Below are 19,040 nucleotides of genomic sequence, written 5' to 3'. Positions count from 1 at the left end.
TGGCATCAACACCAGCCGGTTCTGCAGCTAGAGAATCCTGCCGCGTGCGTCCATGGTGGAAAAAAATGGCCGCCCAACCGGTCCGAGGGGCATAAATCCCGTCTTTAAGAGTCGGCGCATTCGTTTGGTTCGAACATCCCCATGACCGCAGAACTATCCGCCGGCGCCACGGATCGCGCCGATGTGTCGGCCCGAGCCTTGCTCCTGCTGCCGCTGACGGTCGCCTGCGGCGTTTTCATGACCAGTCTCGACCAGAATGTCGTGGTGACGGCACTGCCCGGCATCGGCGAAAGCCTCGGTCGTCCACCGAGCCAGCTCGGCCTGCTGATCACCGTCTATGTCGCCAGCCTGATCATCTCCATGCCGCTCGGCGGCTGGGCCGCCGACCGCTTCGGCCTGCGCAACGTCTACTGCTTTGCCTTGCTGGTTTTCGCCACCTCGTCGGCGCTCTGCGGCCTGTCTGATGATATCTGGACACTGGTCGGCGCCCGCGCGCTGCAGGGCTTTGGTGGTGCGCTGATGGGCACGCTCGGCCAGGTCGTCATCCTGTCGAGCTTTCCGCGCAGCCGCACGCTCAAGATCAACATGTACATCTCGCTGGCCAGCCAGTCCGGGCCATTGGTCGGCCCGCTCGTCGGCGGCGCGCTGACCACCTACATTTCCTGGCGCTGGATTTTCTTCATCAATGTGCCGTTCGCGCTGGCGGCGGCAATCCTTGCCGCCTCGCTGTTCCCGACGGTGACCAAGCCCGTTCGCACGCGGTTCGATTTTCCCGGTTTTCTGCTGGTCGGCAGCGGCATGATCCTGCTTGTCTTCGGCATGGACTCGCTTGCCGCCAAGGATGCCGCCGGCGGCATGATTGCCGGCGAACTGGCGCTGGCGGTCATCATCCTGTCGATCGCCTCGCTCTACTGCCTGCGCGTGCCCAATCCCCTGCTCGACCTCAAGCTGCTGCGCATCCGCACCTTCCGCATCTCGTTTCTCACCGGCGGCGGCCTGGACACGATCGGCCTCAGTTCCGTTGCCTTCCTGCTGCCGCTGATGTTCCAGCTCGGCTTCGGCATGAGCGCGGTGCAGGCGGGATCGCTGACCTTCGTTGCCGCGCTCGGCTCGGTGGTCATGCGTTTCTTCATGCCGCGCGTCCTCAACCGCTTCGGCTTCCGCCGCGTGCTGGTCGTCAACACGCCGATCGTCGCCGCCATGGTTGCGGGCTTCGCCCTGATGCAGGCGGCGACGCCGGTCTGGATCGTGCTTGGCTATATCTTCGTTTTCGGCGTCTTCCGCTCGGTGCAATGGGCCTCGACCGGAAACCTCGCCTATTCCGACATCGCTCCCGACCAACTCCCCCGCTTCAGCGCGCTCTATTACATCCTATGGCAGTTGGCGGTGGCGATCAGCGTCGGCCTTGCGGCGGCCATGCTATCGTTCCTGGCCGGCGGCGGGTCTGCCGTGACCAGCGATTTCCGGATCCTGTTCGTGATCGAGGGCGTCATCACGCTCTGCGCACTATCAGCGTATCTCAAGCTGACGCCACAGGACGGCGCCCACGTCAGCGGACATAGCGCGCAGATGAATACGGAATAGTGCCGCAGCCCGTCGCGGCCGGCTATTCGCTGAACGTAACCCATTCCTCGAGCGGCACGCGGTCGGTGCGGAAGGCGTTCTCGGGCTTGGAAATGTCTTCATAGCCCAGCGCCATGCCGCAGACGACGATCTCCTCGTCGGGAATGTTGAGCACCGGCCTGATCTGCCGGTGATAGGGAGCGAAGGCCGCCTGCGGGCACGTGTGCAGACCCCTGCCCCGTGCCGCGACCATGATGTTCTGCAGGAACATGCCGTAATCGATCCACGAGCCCTGGTTGAGCCGGCGGTCAATGGTGAAGATCATGCCGACCGGCGCGTCGAAGAAGACGAAGTTGCGGTCGTGCTGGGCACGCATCTTGTCGACCTCGCGGCGACCGATCCCGAGCGCGCCATAGAGGCCGAACCCGTTGGCGCGTCGGCGGGTGAGATACGGTTCGAAGAACTGCGTGGGATAGTAACGGTACTCGTCCCAATCGGCCTTCTCGGCGCGGATGCCGGAATTCAGGATGGCATCCGATATCTGTTGCTTGGCCTTGCCCTTGGTGACGTAGACCCGCCATGGCTGCATGTTGGTGCCGGATGGAGCGCGTGCCGCGACCGTCAGAATGTCCCGGATCGTCTCGTCGTCGATCATGTCGGGCAAAAATGCGCGCACCGAACGGCGCGATAGGATCGCATCGTCGACGATCTCGGCCTCAACCGCGATTCGAGCCTTACTTTCCAGCATGGGCCGTCCCTTAGCTATCGCGATCGGACGTCCCCACTCGCCGCTCGCGGCGGAGCCTTTGCATGAACCGTCAAAGTCCTGCAAGCAAATCTTGAGCATTGGTGAAAATCTACTTGATTTTTTCATGAGCTTGATTTCTCATGAAATTCGGATGGGAATTTTCATGAAGAGCGTTTTGCCCCCGACGACCGCACGAACACTGCAGGGGTCCGACGAACGCGTGCTGGCCAGCGACATCAGAGCCTTGCGTCGCGTTCGCGGGCTGACGCTGGCCGAGATCGCGCTGAAACTCGGCCGTTCGGTTGGCTGGGTCAGCCAGGTCGAACGTGGCCTCTCGACGCCATCGGTCGGCGACCTCAGGGCTTTCGCCGAATTGTTCGGCGTGCCGATCAGCCTGTTCTTCAGCCATGAGGTGCCTGTCGAGAGCGAGCGCGGCGTGGTGGTGCGTGCCGGCAGGCGCCGCTCGCTTGGCACCAGCGAATCCGGCCTGGTGGAAGAACTCCTGTCGCCCGATCTCAGTGGTAGTTTTGAAATGGTGCGCTCGATCTTCGCGGCGGGCGCGGAGATGAAGACCGAGCAGCTGCGGCCGACCGAGGAGGCCGGCTATATCGCCTCGGGCATTTTCGAGATCGAGATAGCGGGTGTCTGGCACCGGCTCGGGGAAGGCGATTCCTTCCGCTTCGAAGGCAAGCCCTATCGCTGGCGCAATCCAGGCACCGAGCCGGCGGTTGTCATCTGGGTGGTTTCGCCACCGGTCTATTAAGTTTCAAGTTGGGAGAAGAACATGGCGGGTTTGCCGAGCACGGCGCGCGTGGTGATCATCGGAGGTGGCGTGGTCGGCACTTCCGCGCTCTATCATCTCGCCAAGGCTGGCTGGACCGACTGCGTGCTCCTAGAGAAGAACGAGCTGACCTCCGGTTCGACGTGGCACGCGGCCGGCAATGTGCCGACGTTCTCCTCGTCCTGGTCGCTGATGAACATGCAGCGCTATTCGACCGAGCTTTACCGGGGCCTGGCCGACGCGGTCGACTACCCCATGAACTATCACGTCACCGGCTCGCTGCGCCTCGCCCATTCGAAGGAGCGCATGCAGGAGTTCCAGCGCGCCAAGGGCATGGGCCGCTATCAGGGCATGGACATCGACGTGGTCGGCGTCGACGAGATCAAGCGCCGCTATCCCTTTATCGAAACGCATGATTTGAAGGGTGCGCTCTATGATCCGAGCGACGGCGACATCGACCCGGCGCAGTTGACCCAGGCGTTGGCCAAGGGTGCGCGCGACATGGGTGCCAAGATCATCCGCTTCTGCCCCGTCACCGGCGTGCGCCGCGAGAACGACGAATGGGTGGTGGAGACGGCGCAAGGCGATATCCGTTGCGAAATCGTCGTCAATGCCGCCGGTTACCGCGCCGCCGAAGTAGGCCGGATGTTCGGGCGCGAGGTGCCGATGATGGTGATGAGCCACCAATACATCCTGTTCGAGGAAATCCCCGAACTCGCCGCATGGTCCAAGGAACAGGGCAAGAAGCTGCCGCTGCTGCGCGATGTCGACACGTCCTACTATCTGCGCCAGGAAAAGGCCGGCATGAATCTCGGCCCCTATGAGCGCAATTGCCGCGCGCATTGGGCTGATCATAACGATCCGATGCCGGACGATTTCTCCTTCCAGCTCTTCCCTGACGATCTCGACCGGCTGGAACATTATCTGGCCGATGCCGTCGCCCGCGTGCCGATCCTGGGCACCGCCGGCCTGTCCAAGGTCATCAACGGGCCGATCCCCTACGCGCCGGACGGCAACCCGCTGATCGGCCCGATGCCAGGCGTTCCCAACGCCTTCGAAGCCTGCGTTTTCACCTTCGGCATTGCCCAGGGCGGCGGCGCCGGCAAGGTGCTCGCCGAATGGATCACGCAAGGCCAGACCGAATGGGACATGTGGTCGTGCGATCCGCGCCGCTTCACCTCTTTCGCTTCGGCACCGGACTATTGCGTCGCCAAGGGCATGGAAATCTATGGCAACGAATACGCCATCCAGTTTCCACGCCATGCGTGGCCCGAAGGGCGCGATCGCAAGCTGTCGCCGATCCACGATCGCATCAAGGCGCAGGGTGCCCGCTTCGACGCTTATAATGGCTGGGAGCGCGCCACATGGTATGCGCAGGACGGCGACGACATCTCCGAGGAAGCTACACTGACCTTCCGCCGCGACGGGCCGTGGCAGCATCGCGTGCGCGAAGAGTGCCTCGCCGTGCGCGACGCCGCCGGCATCCTCGACCTGCCTGGGTTCTCGCGCTTCAACCTCGATGGGCCGGGAGCGGCAGAATGGCTCGGTCTGCAGGTCACCGGGCTGGTGCCGAAACCCGGCCGCATCGGCCTCGTCTATTTCGCCGACGACAAGGGCCGCATCGTCACCGAAATGTCCGTGGTCCGCCACGACGAGAACCTGATGACGCTGATCACCGCGGCGGTGGCGCAGTGGCACGATTTCGAATGGCTGAAATCGCGCATGCCGAAAGATGCCACCTTCAAGCTGATCGACCGGACCGAGGAATTCTCCACCCAGATCCTGGCCGGACCCAATTCGCGAAAAATCCTCGCAGAAGTTTGCGACGCCGACCTGACGCTGCCATGGCTGACGCATCAGGAGACCAAGATCGCCGGCCGCTGGGCGAAGCTCGTGCGCGTCTCCTTCGCCGGCGAACTCGGCTGGGAAATCCACACCAGGGTCGACGACACCGCCGCCATCTTCGACGCCATCTGCGCGGCAGGACAAAACCATGGGCTGAAACCGTTCGGCATGTACGCGCTGGATTCGCTCAGGCTCGAAAAAGGCTACCGCACCTGGAAGGGTGACCTGTCGACCGACTATTCCATCCTGCAGGGCGGGCTTGAGCGCTTCGTCAAATGGGAAAAGCCCGACTTCCGTGGCAAGGCCGCACTGCAGAACGAGAAGCAGCAAGGCGTGAAGAAGCGCTTCGTCACGCTGGTCGTCGAAAGCCCCGGCGATTGCGACGCACCCTACATGTCGACGCTGTGGCACGATGGCCAGATCGTCGGCGAGACCACATCGGGCGGCTGGGGCCATCGCATCGACAAATCGATCGCGCTTGGCATGCTGCGCGCCGATTTGACCGAACCCGGCACCGCCGTCGAAGTCGAAATCTTCGGCGATCGCTTCAAGGCGATCGTGCAGAAGGACGAACCCCTGTGGGATCCGAAGAACGAGAGGCTGCGCGCATGAAGACGGTCATTCTCACCGATGGCGGCATGGGCCAGGAACTGGTGCGGCGCAGCAAGTCCGAGCCGACGCCGCTGTGGTCGGCCAGGGTGCTGATCGACGAACCGGACCTCGTACGCGGCCTGCACGCGGAATTCATCCGCGCCGGCGCGCGCGTCATCACCATCAACACCTATTCGGCGACGCCCGAACGCCTGGCGCGCGAGGGTGCCGAAGACCTGTTCAAGCCACTGCAGAGGCGCGGCATCGAATTGGCCAGGCAGGCCCGCGATGAAGCCGGCGATGCGACGATCGCCGGCTGCCTGTCACCGCTTTTCGGCAGCTACGCCCCGGCGCTGACCATTTCCTATCAGGAAACGCTCGACATCTACCGCCGCATCGTTGCCGAGCAGGCGGATGGCGTCGACCTCTTCCTGTGCGAGACGATGGCGTCGTCCGACGAAGCGCGCGCGGCCGTCACCGCTGCATCGGAAAGCGGCAAGCCCGTGTGGGTGTCGTGGACGCTTGCCGACCATGGCGCGCCGCGCCTGCGCAGCGGCGAGACGATAGCCGGCGCATCCAGCGCGCTTGACGGCCTGACCATCGCGGCGCGGCTGCTCAATTGCTGCCGGCCGGAAGCGATCGCCGCCGCCTTGCCTGAACTGATCGACCTCGGCGGCCCGGTCGGCGCCTATGCCAATGGCTTCACCTCCACCGAAGCGCTGAAGCACGGCGGCACGGTGGATGTTCTGCACGCGCGCCATGACCTTGGCCCTGATGCCTACGCCGACCAGGCGACCGGCTGGGTCGAAGCCGGCGCTACTATCGTCGGCGGTTGCTGCGAAGTCGGGCCGCCGCATATAGCGGCCCTGCGCGACCGGCTCGAGCAGGCCGGGTATGAGATTTCGGGAGTTCAATAATGCCAAGACCATCATCACGCATTTCCGGTATCGTACCTTCCGGCAAGGATGGCTGGGAGGTTCATTTCGCCGCCTGGACACGCAAGGAAGCTGGCGAAGACATCATCATGCTGTCGGTCGGCGATCATGATTTCGACACGCCCTCGGAAACGATCGAAGCCTGCGTGACCGCGGTTCGCGGCAGCAATCACCACTATACCCCGCTGCCCGGCCTGCCACGCCTGCGCAAGGCGATGGCGGCGGCCTCGAGCGCCTGCACGGGCGTGGAGACGGTGCCGGATCAGGTGATCGCCACGCCGGGCGGCCAGGCCGCCCTTTACGCCGCGGTGCAGGCCGTGCTCGACCAGGGCGACCACGCCATCGTCGTGGCGCCCTACTACGCCACCTATCCCAACACGTTCAGCGCCGCCGGCGCCAGTTTCACCGTCGTCGAGACGCCGGCCGAGGATGGCTTCCAGCCCCGCGCCGACATGATCCGCGCGGCGATCAAGCCCAACACGCGCGCCATCCTGATCAACACGCCGAACAACCCGACAGGCGCCGTCTATTCGCGCGAACGGCTGGAACAACTGGCCGAGATTTGCCGCGAGCACGACCTCTGGCTGCTGTCGGACGAGGTCTACTGGACGCTCGGCGGCGGCGAGCACGTCTCGCCGCGCTCGCTGCCCGGCATGGCCGAGCGCACGCTGGTCATCAATTCAATGTCCAAGAGCCATGGCATGACCGGCTGGCGCATGGGCTGGCTGACCGGTCCCAGCGAGATGATCACGCTGCTGATCAACCTCAACCTGGTGACGACCTACGGCCTGCCGGCCTTCATCTCGATCGCTTGCGCAGAGGCGCTGGAGAACCGCTACGGCGTCAAGGACATCGCCGAGCGCTACGCGGCGCGCCGCACCGTCTTCATCGAGGCCGTTCGCGGCATGAACGATGTCACCGTGCGCGGTTCAGAAGGCGGCATGTATGTCATGCTCGACATATCCAATGTCGAACCCGACGACGAGAAATTCGCCTGGGCCTTGCTCGACAAGGAGAATGTCGGCGTGATGCCCGGCTCCAGCTTCGGCGAGGCCGCCGCCGGCCACATCCGCATCAGCCTCTGCCAGCCTGAGCCCGTGCTGCGGGAAGCAGCGCTGCGGCTGCGCCGTTTTGCTTCCAGCTATCGCCGCGAGGCCGCATGACGACCATCCCCACCAAGGCCATCCCTGCCAAGGCAAGGGCGGTCATCATCGGCGGCGGCGTCTCCGGCTGTTCGGTCGCCTATCACCTTGCCAAGCTCGGCTGGACCGACATCGTGCTGCTCGAGCGCAAGCAGTTGACGTCGGGTACGACATGGCACGCCGCTGGCCTGATCGGCCAGTTGCGCGGCTCGCAGAACATGACGCGGCTGGCCAAATATTCGGCCGACCTCTATGTCAAGCTGGAAGCCGAGACCGAGGTCGGAACCGGCATGCGCCAGGTCGGCTCGATCACCGTGGCCCTGACCGAGGAGCGCAAGCACGAGATCTATCGACAGGCCTCGCTGGCCCGCGCCTTCGATGTCGACGTGCGCGAGATTTCGCCCAGCGAAGTCAAGGAGATGTATCCGCATCTCAACGTGTCCGACGTCGTCGGCGCCGTCCATCTGCCGCTCGACGGCCAGTGCGACCCGGCCAACATCGCCATGGCGTTGGCCAAGGGCGCTCGCCAGCGCGGCGCCACCATCGTCGAGAATGTGAAGGTGACAAAAGTCCACACCAGGGCCGGCCGCGTCACCGGCGTATCCTGGGCGCAAGGTGACGAAACGGGCATGATCGAGGCCGACATCGTCGTCAACTGCGCCGGCATGTGGGCGCGCGAACTGGGCGCCCAGAACGGCGTCACCATCCCGCTGCACGCCTGCGAGCATTTTTACCTTGTCACCGAACCCATCCCCGGTCTCGGCCGCCTGCCGGTGCTGCGCGTGCCGGACGAGTGCGCCTATTACAAGGAGGACGCCGGCAAGATGATGCTCGGCGCCTTCGAGCCGGTGGCAAAGCCCTGGGGAATGGACGGCATCCGCGAGGATTTCTGCTTCGACCAGCTTCCCGAGGACATGGACCATTTCGAACCCATCCTCGAAATGGGCGTCAACCGCATGCCGATGCTGGCCACCGCCGGCATCCACACCTTCTTCAATGGCCCCGAGAGTTTCACTCCCGACGACCGCTATTATCTCGGCGAGGCGCCGGAACTGCGGGGCTATTGGATGGCGACCGGCTACAATTCGATCGGCATCGTCTCTTCCGGTGGCGCCGGCATGGCGCTGGCGCAGTGGATCAACGACGGCGAAGCACCGTTCGACCTGTGGGAAGTCGACATCCGCCGTGCCCAGCCGTTCCAGAAGAACCGACGCTACTTGAAGGAGCGGGTCTCCGAAACGCTCGGCCTGCTCTACGCCGATCACTTCCCCTATCGCCAGATGGCGACATCGCGCAACATCAGGCGCTCGCCCCTGCACGAGCATCTGAAGGCGCGCGGCGCCGTGTTCGGCGAGGTCGCGGGCTGGGAGCGGGCCAACTGGTTCGCCCGTGAGGGACAGGAGCGCGAATACCGCTATTCCTGGAAGCGGCAGAACTGGTTCGACAACCAGCGCGAGGAACATCTCGCGGTCCGCGACAAGGTCGGCATGTTCGACATGACCTCGTTCGGCAAGATCCGCGTCGAGGGCCGCGACGCTCGGCACTTCCTGCAAAGGCTGTGCGCCAACGACATGGACGTGGCGCCGGGCAAGATCGTCTACACCCAGATGCTCAATCGGCGCGGCGGCATCGAGAGCGATCTCACCGTGTCCAGGCTATCGGACACGGCCTACTTCCTCGTCGTGCCCGGCGCCACGCTGCAGCGCGATCTCGCCTGGCTGCGACGGCATGTCGGCGAGGAATTCGTCGTCATCACCGATGTGACCGCGGCCGAAAGCGTACTTTGCCTGATGGGTCCGGACGCCCGAAAGCTGATCCAGAAGGTCAGCCCCAACGATTTTTCCAACGAGAACAATCCGTTCGGCACGTTCCAGGAGATCGAGATCGGCATGGGCATCGCCCGCGCCCACCGCGTCACCTATGTCGGCGAACTCGGCTGGGAGCTCTATGTCTCGACCGATCAGGCCGCCCATGTCTTCGAGGCGATCGAGGAGGCCGGTACCGATGTCGGCCTGAAACTCTGCGGCCTGCACACGCTGGATTCATGCCGCATCGAAAAGGCCTTCCGGCATTTCGGCCACGACATCACCGACGAGGACAATGTCCTGGAAGCAGGGCTCGGCTTCGCCGTCAAAACGGCCAAGGGCGAGTTCATCGGCCGCGATGCGGTGCTGCGCAAGAAGGAGGCCGGGCTCTCACGCCGGCTCGTCCAATTCCGCCTGAAAGACCCGCAGCCGCTGCTCTTCCACAATGAAGCGATCCTGCGCGACGGCAGGATCGTCGGCCCGATCACCTCGGGCAATTACGGTCATCATCTCGGCGGTGCGATCGGGCTCGGCTATGTGCCCTGCCCCGGCGAGAGCGAGGCCGATGTGCTGGCCTCGTCCTACGAGATCGAGATCGCCGGCGAACGTTTTGCAGCAGAGGCGTCGTTGAAGCCGATGTATGATCCCAAGGCCGAGCGAACGAAGACGTAGCGCCCTCTTCCTTCGCCCCGTTCCAAGGGAGAAGGTGGCCCGAAGGGCCGGATGAGGGGCGGCGCCAGCATTCGAAAGTTCGCGCTGCCCCTCATCTGCCTGCCGGCATCTTCTTCCCGTGGAACGGGGAGAAGGACGCTAATTTCCTCAAAACCTTTCCAGCTTCGCCCTTACCTTCGCCAGAAACGCCGTCCTCGATTGTGGCGTCGAGGCATCCATCAGATAATGCGCCAGGAAAAATGTCCTGCAGCGCGTCGCGCAGAGCGCCCGCATGCCGCGCAGCAGGGTTTTGCGCCCGGGTTGGCCGACAACGACACTCCACCAGGTCGGCGCGCCGCAGGTGGTGATGACGCCGACCTTGGTTACATGCGTCATCAGCGATTTGATCCGTCCCTTGCCCGCTGGCAGCTTGAAGGCGACATCGGTCGCCCAAACGCGATCGAGCCAGCCCTTCAGCATCGCCGGCAGCCCATACCACCAGGTCGGATAGACGAAGAGGATCGCCTCGGCCCAGTTGAGCAGTTCGAAATGCGGCTTCAGCGCCGGGTCCCGCGGCGCCTGGTTATTGTAGCCGCGCCGCTCCTCGCAGCCCATCACCGGGTCGAATTTCTCGGCATAGAGGTCGAGCAGCCGCACCTCCCAGCCTCTTTGCGTCAACACTTCGACAGCGGCATCGCGGATCGCGGCGCAAAAACTCTCCGGCACCGGATGGCAATACACGACCAGCGCGCGCATCAGAAGGCATCCATGCTGGCCGCGGCCTTGGCCATGAAAGCTTTGCGGGTTTTGTCCGTCGACAGGTTCATCGCGTAATGGGCGAGATAGGTCACCGGCGCCCCGGGTTTCACGGTGGCGCGCAGCATGCGCTTGATCAGCCTGCGCGGCGGATCGCCCATCAGCATGGCGCGAAACCGGCTGCCGCCATAGGTGGTGACGGCCGCGACCTTCTTGATATTGTGCAATGACGGCTGCACCTTGCCGTCGACCAGCTTGAACGACACGCCGGGCAGGAAGACGCGATCGAAGAAGCCTTTCAGGATCGCGGGGAAGCCGTAGTTCCAGACCGGATAGGAAAGCACCAGCGCATCGGCCCGCAACAGGCGCTCGACATAGGGCGCCGCCGGGTCTTCGGGGCCGCGCCGATTGTGATAATCCAGCCTCTCCTGGTGCGTCAGCCGCGGGTCGAAATCCTCGGCGTAGAGATCACAGTCATCGACCGCATGACCCGCCGCCGTCAGCCGCTCGACGATCATCCGGTGCAGGCCGGCATTGAAGCTGGTCTCGACCGGATGGGCGTAGAGGACGAGGATATTCATTGGAGGAAGTCTCGTGGGTCAGTGCGAGGCACCCCCCTCTGCCCTGCCGGGCATCTCCCCCGCAAGGAGGGAGATTGGCAGCTTGGCCGCTGCGGCCAACCTGCCACGCTGCCAATTAGCGAAAGCGTTGCGGCAGCCCGATCTCCCCCCTTGCGGGGGAGATGGCCGGCAGGCCAGAGGGGGGTGTTCAAGCGCGAACCTCTCCTCATCCCACCCTCTGCAGCCCCCTGAACAAAAAAGTCCGCCCCGAACGATAGTCATAATCCGGATTTTCCCAGGCGATCATCTTGCCGGGATTGAGCAAGCCCTGTGGGTCGGTCTCGCGCTTGAAGGCGAGCTGCACCGCATCGGTCTGCTTCATGCCGCCCTCTTCCAGCGTGTAGCGGTGCGGGTTGAAGATCGGGCAGCCATTGTCCTCATGCAAGCGGATGATCCCGTCGAGCCGCGCCTCGGTGGTGAACTTGACCAACGGCAGGCCGAAACAGGTGATGTTGCCGTCCAGCCGCACGAACTCGAGATGCGAGAACACTTCGCCGGGAAACATCGCGTCCATCTTCTCGACCAGCGCCAACTGATTTGGAAAGGGATAGAGCGATTGCAGGTAGGTGATCGAAGGGTCAACCCGCAGCGCCCTCAGCGTGGTGTGATTCCAGGCCAGCTCATAGGCCGGCGGCAGACCCTTTTTCTCCTCCGGCGTTGCCGTCGCGGCATTGAAGATCAACTCGCCGCCGGCGCGGCGGGTGAAGGCGAGGAAAGCATCCAGCCCATGCCGCGCCACCATGACGACGCAGATGCTCTGCCCTTCCCGTAGGAATTTCTGGTGCCGCTTGAAATAGAGCTGCGGCACGGGCGCGGCGATCGGCGTGATCAGCTTGGTCAGGATGCCGTCCTGGCAGGCCAGCGCATTGCCATAGCGCGCCGCGTCCATGAACTTGTCGAAGCCGACGATGACATCGACCCACTCATAGGCAGCGGTCAGCGGCATCTCGACTTCCGTGATGATGCCGTTGGTGCCGTAGGCGTGGGTCACCTTGTGCAAATCCTCGCCGGTAAGTTCGAGCGCCTTCGGTTCGGCCTCCATGGTCACCACGCGCAGGCGCAGCACATTGCCGAAATCGCGCAACCCGCCGAAATTGATCGAGCCGACACCGCCCGAGCCTCCGGCGATGAAGCCGCCGATCGAGGCAGTGTTGTAGGTGGAGGGCGACAGCCGCAACTCCTGGCCCGAATGCGCCCGCGTCGCCTTGTCGATATCGGCCAGGATCGCACCGGGTCCGGTCACGACACGGCCCGGCGCGATCGACTTGATCTCCTTCATCTCGGCTAGATTGAGCACCACGCCGCCGGACAGCGGCATCGCCTGGCCGTAATTGCCGGTGCCGCTGCCGCGTGGCGTCACCGGCACGCCATGCCGATGGCAGGCGGCCAGCACGCGCACCAATTCGGCCTCGTTCCTCGGCGTCACGATGAGATCGCCGGTGACATGGTCGAGCTGCCGCTTGAGCACCGGGCTGTACCAGTAGAAATCGCGGCTCTTCTGCTGGACGATGGCCGGATTGTCGTCGATCTTCAGGCCTACGAGATCGCGTTTGAGCGCCGAGACGTCCATCATTCCACCATCAGTCCATCGAGTTCGGCATAGTCGGGCAACTGCCGGTCGATCGCGCGCCCGCCGCGCACGACGATGCGATCCGATTCGGGCCGCGACAGCAATTCGGTCCAGCTCCTACCTTTGAACAGGATGAAGTCGGCATCGCCGCCGGCGGCAAGCGTACCGAACCCGTCGAGCCGCATCACGCTGGCCGGCGTCGCGCTGACGGTTTGCGGCCAATCCGCGACCGGGTGATCGAAATGCAGGATGCGCGTCGCCATGCGGTAGACCTCCAGCATGTCGAGGTCGCCATAGGCATAGAACGGGTCACGCGTGTTGTCTGATGCGACGGCGACCGGAATGCCCCTCGCCTTCATCTCATGCAGCAGCGTCACGCCACGCCAGCGCGGCGTGGTTTGATCCGTGCGCCGATCTTGCAAATAAAGATTGCACATCGGCAGCGACACGACGGCTAAGCCGGCCTTCGCCACCTTGTCCAGTGTGTCGAGTACATCGAGATCCGGCTGTCGCGCCAGCGAACAGCAATGGCCGACGAGGATGTTGCCCTCGAACCCGTTCCAGAGTGCCGCCTCGGCGATCTTCTTCAGCGAGATCGCGGCGGCATCGTCCGTCTCGTCGGCATGGAAATCGAGATCGAGGCCATGCTTGATCGCCTGCGCGAAGACCTGGTCGAGCAGTTCTTCCAGGTCCGGCACCATATAGGTGACGACGCCGAGCACCCCTTTGGCCGCTGCAACCCGTTTCGCCAGCCTGTCGAACCATTTTCTGTCGCGCACGCCCTCGATGCCGAGCAGGCAGGCGCCCTGCAATTCGATGCGGCCGCGCCATGTCTCGCGCATCGTCTCGAACACCGGCCAGGAAATCTCCTCCTGCGGCGCGACGCTGTCGATATGGGTGCGCAGCGCCCTTGTGCCATGCGCGTAGGCCGAACGCAGCGAGAAATCCATCCGCCGCGCCACGTCCTCGGCACTCCAGCGGGCTGTGCGGTCAGCGCCGGTGGCGTTCAGCGCCCCCATGAAGGTGCCGTCGGGATTGGGTTTGCGCGGCCAGATATGGCCCTTGTCGATATGCGTGTGGCAGTCGACGAAACAGGGCAGGATGATGCGGCCGCCGAGATCGACGGCATCGGCGGATCGGCCATGCGCGGTGATGCTGGAAATCTTGCCGTCGGCAACAGCGATGTCGGCAAGCACAAAGCCGTCAGCATCGAAGGGCGCGGAAAGGCCTGGCGTCAGTGAGCGATGAAGGCGAACATTGGCGAGATGGTAAGGGCCGAAGGTTGGTATCAAGCGTTGCCCCCCTCTGCCCTGCCGGGCATCTCCCCCTCAAGGGGGGAGATTGGCAGCGTCCGCGCCGGCTCATTTTTTTCAATGTTGGAGATTGGCGAAGATCGTGACAGCGGCCAATCTCCCCACTTGAGGGGGAGATGTTCGGCAGGACAGAGGGGGGCGCCTCGCACCAACATATCAATCACGTCACACACCCTACCGCTCTTGCTTTAGCGCGCTCTCATGCCAGCGCCGCAAAATGAGATGCGAAATCAGCGACAGCACGAGGAAGATCAGGATGCCGGTCAGCGAGATCAGGAACAGCGCCGCGAACAGCCGCGGCGCGTTGAGCCGGTAGCCAGCCTCGATGATGCGCGAGGCAAGCCCCGACGACTGGCCGGTGGCGCCGGCGACGAACTCGGCCACCACGGCGCCGATCAGCGACAGGCCGCCCGCGATCTTCAGCCCGCCGAGGAAATACGGCATCGCCGCCGGCAGCCTGAGATAGCGCAATTGCTGCCAACGCGTCGCGCCGTTGAGCTTGAACAGGTCGCGCAGATTGCGGTCGACGGAGTTGAGGCCGAGCGTTGTGTTGGACAGGATCGGGAAGAAGGCGACGATCCAGGCACACAGCAGAAGCTTGGTCGTCTGGTTGTTCACGTAGATGTTGATCAGCGGAAAGATCGCCACGATCGGCGTCACCTGCAGCACGATGGCGAACGGGAAGAACGACATCTCGACCCATTTCGACTGCGCGAACAGCACCGACAGGCCGACGCCGCCGATAACGGCCAAGGCCAGGCTGAGGAAGGTGATGCGCAAGGTGACCAGCAGCGACGAGAACAGGAGGCCGGCATCGCTATAGAGCGTCCACAGCACCACGCCAGGGCGCGGCAGGATATATTGCGGGATCTCGTTCCAGACGCAGATGCGGTCCCAGAGCCAGATCGCCAGGATCATGATCGCCAGCGGCAACACCCAGCGGCCGATCCGCTCGAGCCGCTCCTGACGCACGCGTCGCGCTTCCTCTGGATCGAGTTTGAGCTCGTCAATGGCCGTCATGATGCGCGCCTGCTGTTGAATTGATGGCAGTGACCAGCACATCGGATGCTTGTCGGCACAAAGCAGCGTAGTCTGGAGAGGTCCGAAACACCTCATCGCGCGGATAGGAGGCATCGATGGCGAGTTCGTCGAACACCCTGCCCGGGCGTGCCGCCATGACGACGACGCGGTTGGAGAGAAACACGCTTTCAAAGACGCTGTGGGTGACGAAGACGACGGTGAAGCGTTCGTCCTGCCACAGCTCCAGGAGGTCGTTGTTGAGCTTGAAACGCGTGATCTCGTCAAGCGCGGCGAACGGCTCGTCCATCAAAAGCACGCGCGGCTTGGTCACCATGGCCCGCGCGATCGAGACGCGCATCTTCATGCCGCCCGACAGTTCGCGCGGCACCGCGTCCTCGAAGCCGGTCAGGTGCACCCGCGCCAGCATCTCCGTTATCGCCGGTGCCGCCTTGGCGCGGGAAATGCCTTTCAGCCGCAGCGGCAGCCAGACATTGTCGAAGACGCTCGCCCAGGGCAGCAGCGTCGGCTCCTGGAAGACGAAGCCGATGTTGGCGCGGTCGAGCGAGCCGCCGCCGCGCCAATCGAGCACGCCGGAAGTTGGCGTCGACAGGCCGGCGATCAGCCGCAGAGCCGTCGATTTGCCGCAGCCGGACGGTCCGAGCAGGCTGAGGAAATCGCCTTCCCGGATCGTCAGGTCGACATCGCTCAACGCAGTCACGCCGTTGGAAAAGACCTTGCCGACGCCACGCAGCGCCAGCAAGGTCGGAGCGGTGACCAAGGCCGGCGCTTGCGCCACCTTTTCCTTTATCATTGCCGGGACCGGCCTATTTCTTCAGCTCGAGCCCGACGCCCTTGTTGACGAAGGCCAGCGTATAGGCCTTCGTGATGTCGATGCCGTCGGGCGTGACCTTGGCCTTGACCATCTTGTCGTAAAAACTCTTGATCCGCGCGTCGGTCATGGCGCCGATGCCGAGCTTCTCGGTGTCGCCGGAATCGGCAAGGCCGAACTTCTTCATCTGTTCGATCGAGAATGCGATCTGCTCGTCGCTCATGTCAGGATTGTCTTTCTTGATCATGTCGTTGGCGGCCTTGTTGTCGCCGTAGAGATATTTGTACCAGCCCTTGGCCGAGCCATCGACGAAGCACTGGACCACCTCCGGCTTCTTGTCGATCGTGTCCTGCATCACCTCGATCGTCGTCGAATACGTATCCCAGCCATAGTCGGCGAGCAGGAACTGGTTCGGCACGAAGCCGCCTTCCTTCTTGACCGCGAACGGTTCCGACGTGACATAGCCCTGCTGGATCGACTTCTTGTTGGCGAGGAACGGAGCGGTGTTGTAGGTATAAGGCGCGCGCTTGGCGGCGTCGAAGCCGAGTGCCGTGACCATCCACTGGAAGAAGGTCTGCACGCCTTCGTCGCCCAGGATGTACTGGTCGGCGTTCTTCAGATCCTCCCATTTGTCGAGCCCCTCGCCGGGATGGGACATGATGACCTGCGGGTCCTTCTGGAAGTCGGCGGCCACCACGCGCATCGGAATGCCCTGCTGGACGGCATCGAAGGCCGACAGCAGGTTACCGCCCATGTAGAAATCGATCTTGCCGGCCAGCAGCATCGGCCGGCCGCTGACCTGCGGGCCGCCCTGCATGATGGTGACGTCGAGGCCGCAGGCGGCATAGGTGCCGTCCGCCACGGCCTGGTAGTAGCCGCCATGTTCCGGCTCGGCCAACCAGTTGGTGCCGAAGGTGACTTTTTCATTCGCCGCCGCCCCAAGCGTGCCGGCGGCAAGCAAGGCCACCACCGCCACCGAGATCTTCTGTTTTGCGTACATCGACACCACCCTTTGTTTGCTCCGGCGCGACACGCGCCAGGCTCGACACCAAAGATTCAAGAAGCAAGACACATGCCACCGGCGTCGCGCGCCGGGACCCGCCCGCCTGCACCACAGCCATCTGCGAAAGCCGGAAAGGTCGTGCTGCACTGGAGGCATCGTGCCTATTTTTTGAACGCCTGTCCACAATCGCACCGGCAACATGCACCGCCATCTTGATGCTGCAATGCATCCCGCCTTACGCTGGCGGTATCCAGGAGATTGCCATGTTCAAATTCCTCACCCCCAAGTCGATCAAGCCGCCCTTTGCCCGCTACAGCCACGGCGTCGAGGTGCCCCCTGGCAAGCGACTGGTGCTGTGCTCGGGCCAGGTTGCGATCACGGCGGATGACCAGATACCCGAAGACGCCGGCGCCCAGGCCGAGCTCTGCTTCCGCAACATCGCCGCGATCCTCGGCGAGGCGGGGCTTGGACTTGGGGATATCGTGCGCATCAACGCCTATGTCACCGACCGCGTGCATCTGCGGCCCTATATGGACGTCCGCGACCGGCTGTTTTCCAGCCCGGCACCGGCCTCGACGCTGATGATCGTCAGCGGATTCGCGCGGCCCGAATTCAAGGTCGAGATCGAAGCCATCGCAGCCGGGTGATCGACAGGCCGTCCGTCCCGCGCTAGGTCTGGCCGGTTCATCGAAGAGGCATGACATGACCGTTGCAAAAAGACGCGTGTGGTGGGGCGACTACCGGACCACCGAATACGCTTCGATCGATCCCGAGGCGACCATCGCCGTGCTGCCGGTGGCGGCGATCGAGCAGCATGGACCGCATCTGCCGGTGTCGACCGACACCTCGATCATGAACGGCATGCTGGACACCGTCATTTCGCGCCTGCCCGACGATCTCGACATCCGCATTCTGCCGGTCCAGGCGGTGGGCAAGTCGAACGAGCATCTGCACGCGCCGGGTACTCTTACCCTGCCGGCAACGACGCTGGTCGAGGCCTGGACCGAGCTTGGCCTGTCGATCGCGCGCGCCGGTGTGCGCAAGCTCATCGTCGTCAACTCGCATGGCGGCAATGAAGAGATCATGGGCATCATCACGCGCGAATTGCGGGTGCGCGAGAAGATGCTGGCGGTGAAGACCAGCTGGCAGCGTTTTGGCCGCCCGGCCGGCATGTACACCGAGCTCGAGGACCGCCACGGTATCCACGGCGGCGATGTCGAGACCTCGCTGATGCTGCATTTCCGGCCGGATCTCGTCGACATGGGCAAGGCCGACAATTTCGTCTCCAACGTCGCCAAGGCCGAGCAGGAATTTTCGCTGCTGCGCCACACCGGCACCCACGCCTTCGCCTGGATCGCCAGTGATCTCAACCCGAACGGCGTGGTCGGCGACGCCAGCATCGCAACGGCGGAGAAAGGCCGGCTGACGGCTGAATATCAGGCCGATGGCTTCATCAGCCTGCTCAGGGATGTGCGCAAGGCGAAGTTGGCCGAGTGGCTGAAATAGCTTCGAAGAGATTCCCGCGCATCAGATTTTGACAAACTTTGCCAAAACGGATCATACTCGACGGAATATGGATGCCGACATGGCAACAATGAACGTATCATTGCCCGATCCGATGAAGGATTGGGTTGAGGCGCAAACCGAAACGGGCCGCTACGCCAACGCGAGCGACTATGTGCGCGATTTGATCCGTCGGGATCAGGAGCGCAACGATAAGATTGCCGCCATGCAGCGCTTTGTCGATGATGGCTTGAAGAGTGGCATCTGCAATCGATCCAGGGACGCGCTTTTTACCGAGGCGGTCAAACGCGCTGAGAAGTTGCCCGGCAACGGGTAATGGGATTTCGCCTTTCTTTAGCCGCGGA

At 63.5% G+C, this 19,040-nt stretch carries 17 protein-coding genes; 9 read left to right on the top strand and 8 right to left on the bottom strand.

The window, feature by feature from the left end; all coding sequences use genetic code 11:
- Positions 1-141: 141 nt before the first annotated feature.
- Entirely contained in the window at positions 142-1,584 is a 1,443-nt protein-coding gene (locus tag X743_RS168010; RefSeq protein ID WP_023763365.1) for an MFS transporter, read from the top strand.
- A 22-nt stretch (positions 1,585-1,606) separates the two neighbouring features.
- Here X743_RS168010 and X743_RS168015 read toward each other — a convergent pair whose 3' ends face one another.
- Complete coding sequence (locus X743_RS168015) at positions 1,607-2,311, bottom strand: nitroreductase (protein ID WP_023763364.1); 705 nt, start codon at positions 2,309-2,311, stop codon at positions 1,607-1,609.
- A 163-nt stretch (positions 2,312-2,474) separates the two neighbouring features.
- Between X743_RS168015 and X743_RS168020 the strand changes: the two genes are divergently transcribed.
- From X743_RS168020 to X743_RS168040, 5 genes are read left to right on the top strand one after another with little or no spacing between them, the layout of a single operon-like run.
- A complete protein-coding gene (locus X743_RS168020) occupies positions 2,475-3,074 on the top strand; it encodes an XRE family transcriptional regulator (RefSeq protein WP_198028397.1) in 600 nt (199 codons plus the stop codon).
- 21 nt (positions 3,075-3,095) lie between these two features.
- The gene (locus X743_RS168025) at positions 3,096-5,549 is read left to right on the top strand and encodes an FAD-dependent oxidoreductase (RefSeq protein WP_023763362.1); all 2,454 of its coding nucleotides are present in this window, start codon (positions 3,096-3,098) and stop codon (positions 5,547-5,549) included.
- Positions 5,546-6,445 (top strand): homocysteine S-methyltransferase family protein, encoded by a 900-nt coding sequence (locus X743_RS168030; protein ID WP_023763361.1) that lies wholly within the window; start codon positions 5,546-5,548, stop codon positions 6,443-6,445. Before X743_RS168025 ends, X743_RS168030 begins: the two co-directional genes overlap by 4 nt.
- Entirely contained in the window at positions 6,445-7,626 is a 1,182-nt protein-coding gene (locus X743_RS168035) for a pyridoxal phosphate-dependent aminotransferase (protein WP_023763360.1), read from the top strand. Before X743_RS168030 ends, X743_RS168035 begins: the two co-directional genes overlap by 1 nt.
- Positions 7,623-10,082, top strand: coding sequence for an FAD-dependent oxidoreductase (locus tag X743_RS168040; RefSeq protein ID WP_023763359.1), 2,460 nt, complete (start codon positions 7,623-7,625; stop codon positions 10,080-10,082). Before X743_RS168035 ends, X743_RS168040 begins: the two co-directional genes overlap by 4 nt.
- 147 nt (positions 10,083-10,229) lie before the next feature.
- Here the strand turns inward: X743_RS168040 and X743_RS168045 are convergent, their stop codons facing one another.
- From X743_RS168045 to X743_RS168075, 7 genes are all read right to left on the bottom strand, one after another.
- The gene (locus X743_RS168045; RefSeq protein WP_023763358.1) at positions 10,230-10,817 is read right to left on the bottom strand and encodes an NAD(P)H-dependent oxidoreductase; all 588 of its coding nucleotides are present in this window, start codon (positions 10,815-10,817) and stop codon (positions 10,230-10,232) included.
- Positions 10,817-11,398 carry an NAD(P)H-dependent oxidoreductase gene (locus tag X743_RS168050; RefSeq protein ID WP_023763357.1) on the bottom strand — a complete coding sequence of 194 codons (582 nt, stop codon included), beginning with the start codon at positions 11,396-11,398 and terminating at the stop codon, positions 10,817-10,819. Before X743_RS168050 ends, X743_RS168045 begins: the two co-directional genes overlap by 1 nt.
- 205 nt (positions 11,399-11,603) lie before the next feature.
- Positions 11,604-13,007: an FAD-binding oxidoreductase gene (locus tag X743_RS168055; RefSeq protein WP_031257340.1), complete on the bottom strand. Its 1,404-nt coding sequence runs from the start codon at positions 13,005-13,007 to the stop codon at positions 11,604-11,606.
- Positions 13,007-14,299 (bottom strand): cytosine deaminase, encoded by a 1,293-nt coding sequence (locus tag X743_RS168060; RefSeq protein WP_023763355.1) that lies wholly within the window; start codon positions 14,297-14,299, stop codon positions 13,007-13,009. The genes X743_RS168055 and X743_RS168060 overlap by 1 nt, the downstream gene beginning before the upstream one ends.
- 195 nt (positions 14,300-14,494) lie before the next feature.
- Entirely contained in the window at positions 14,495-15,340 is an 846-nt protein-coding gene (locus X743_RS168065) for an ABC transporter permease (RefSeq protein ID WP_023763354.1), read from the bottom strand.
- Positions 15,327-16,151: an ABC transporter ATP-binding protein gene (locus tag X743_RS168070; protein WP_023763353.1), complete on the bottom strand. Its 825-nt coding sequence runs from the start codon at positions 16,149-16,151 to the stop codon at positions 15,327-15,329. The genes X743_RS168065 and X743_RS168070 overlap by 14 nt, the downstream gene beginning before the upstream one ends.
- A gap of 13 nt (positions 16,152-16,164) precedes the next feature.
- On the bottom strand, positions 16,165-17,169 hold the full coding sequence (locus tag X743_RS168075; RefSeq protein WP_023763352.1) for an ABC transporter substrate-binding protein: 1,005 nt from the start codon (positions 17,167-17,169) through the stop codon (positions 16,165-16,167).
- A 266-nt stretch (positions 17,170-17,435) separates the two neighbouring features.
- Here X743_RS168075 and X743_RS168080 point away from each other — a divergent pair, with 266 nt between their 5' ends.
- The 3 genes from X743_RS168080 (at position 17,436) to X743_RS168090 (ending at position 19,012) form a co-directional block, all read left to right on the top strand.
- Positions 17,436-17,819, top strand: a complete 384-nt coding sequence (locus X743_RS168080) for a RidA family protein (protein WP_023763351.1) — start codon at positions 17,436-17,438, stop codon at positions 17,817-17,819.
- A 55-nt stretch (positions 17,820-17,874) separates the two neighbouring features.
- Entirely contained in the window at positions 17,875-18,678 is an 804-nt protein-coding gene (locus X743_RS168085; protein WP_023763350.1) for a creatininase family protein, read from the top strand.
- A gap of 79 nt (positions 18,679-18,757) precedes the next feature.
- Positions 18,758-19,012: a type II toxin-antitoxin system ParD family antitoxin gene (locus X743_RS168090; protein ID WP_023763349.1), complete on the top strand. Its 255-nt coding sequence runs from the start codon at positions 18,758-18,760 to the stop codon at positions 19,010-19,012.
- Positions 19,013-19,040 lie beyond the last annotated feature (28 nt).

Origin of the sequence: Mesorhizobium sp. LNHC232B00, assembly GCF_000502435.1 — a bacterium.
Lineage (GTDB): Bacteria > Pseudomonadota > Alphaproteobacteria > Rhizobiales > Rhizobiaceae > Mesorhizobium > Mesorhizobium opportunistum.
The sequence above is the reverse complement of the archived record's forward strand: the minus strand, read 5'-3'. Positions and strand labels throughout refer to the sequence as shown.

What these genes read in the sequence shown, in the direction of transcription:
- X743_RS168065 (WP_023763354.1), bottom strand. Translation starts at nt 15,340, where the DNA reads ATGACGGCCATTGACGAGCTCAAACTCGATCCAGAGGAAGCGCGACGC.
- X743_RS168045 (WP_023763358.1), bottom strand. Translation starts at nt 10,817, where the DNA reads ATGCGCGCGCTGGTCGTGTATTGCCATCCGGTGCCGGAGAGTTTTTGC.
- X743_RS168020 (WP_198028397.1), top strand. Translation starts at nt 2,475, where the DNA reads ATGAAGAGCGTTTTGCCCCCGACGACCGCACGAACACTGCAGGGGTCC.
- X743_RS168035 (WP_023763360.1), top strand. Translation starts at nt 6,445, where the DNA reads ATGCCAAGACCATCATCACGCATTTCCGGTATCGTACCTTCCGGCAAG.
- X743_RS168080 (WP_023763351.1), top strand. Translation starts at nt 17,436, where the DNA reads ATGTTCAAATTCCTCACCCCCAAGTCGATCAAGCCGCCCTTTGCCCGC.
- X743_RS168030 (WP_023763361.1), top strand. Translation starts at nt 5,546, where the DNA reads ATGAAGACGGTCATTCTCACCGATGGCGGCATGGGCCAGGAACTGGTG.
- X743_RS168085 (WP_023763350.1), top strand. Translation starts at nt 17,875, where the DNA reads ATGACCGTTGCAAAAAGACGCGTGTGGTGGGGCGACTACCGGACCACC.
- X743_RS168070 (WP_023763353.1), bottom strand. Translation starts at nt 16,151, where the DNA reads ATGATAAAGGAAAAGGTGGCGCAAGCGCCGGCCTTGGTCACCGCTCCG.
- X743_RS168025 (WP_023763362.1), top strand. Translation starts at nt 3,096, where the DNA reads ATGGCGGGTTTGCCGAGCACGGCGCGCGTGGTGATCATCGGAGGTGGC.
- X743_RS168055 (WP_031257340.1), bottom strand. Translation starts at nt 13,007, where the DNA reads ATGGACGTCTCGGCGCTCAAACGCGATCTCGTAGGCCTGAAGATCGAC.
- X743_RS168040 (WP_023763359.1), top strand. Translation starts at nt 7,623, where the DNA reads ATGACGACCATCCCCACCAAGGCCATCCCTGCCAAGGCAAGGGCGGTC.
- X743_RS168015 (WP_023763364.1), bottom strand. Translation starts at nt 2,311, where the DNA reads ATGCTGGAAAGTAAGGCTCGAATCGCGGTTGAGGCCGAGATCGTCGAC.
- X743_RS168090 (WP_023763349.1), top strand. Translation starts at nt 18,758, where the DNA reads ATGGCAACAATGAACGTATCATTGCCCGATCCGATGAAGGATTGGGTT.
- X743_RS168075 (WP_023763352.1), bottom strand. Translation starts at nt 17,169, where the DNA reads ATGTACGCAAAACAGAAGATCTCGGTGGCGGTGGTGGCCTTGCTTGCC.
- X743_RS168050 (WP_023763357.1), bottom strand. Translation starts at nt 11,398, where the DNA reads ATGAATATCCTCGTCCTCTACGCCCATCCGGTCGAGACCAGCTTCAAT.
- X743_RS168010 (WP_023763365.1), top strand. Translation starts at nt 142, where the DNA reads ATGACCGCAGAACTATCCGCCGGCGCCACGGATCGCGCCGATGTGTCG.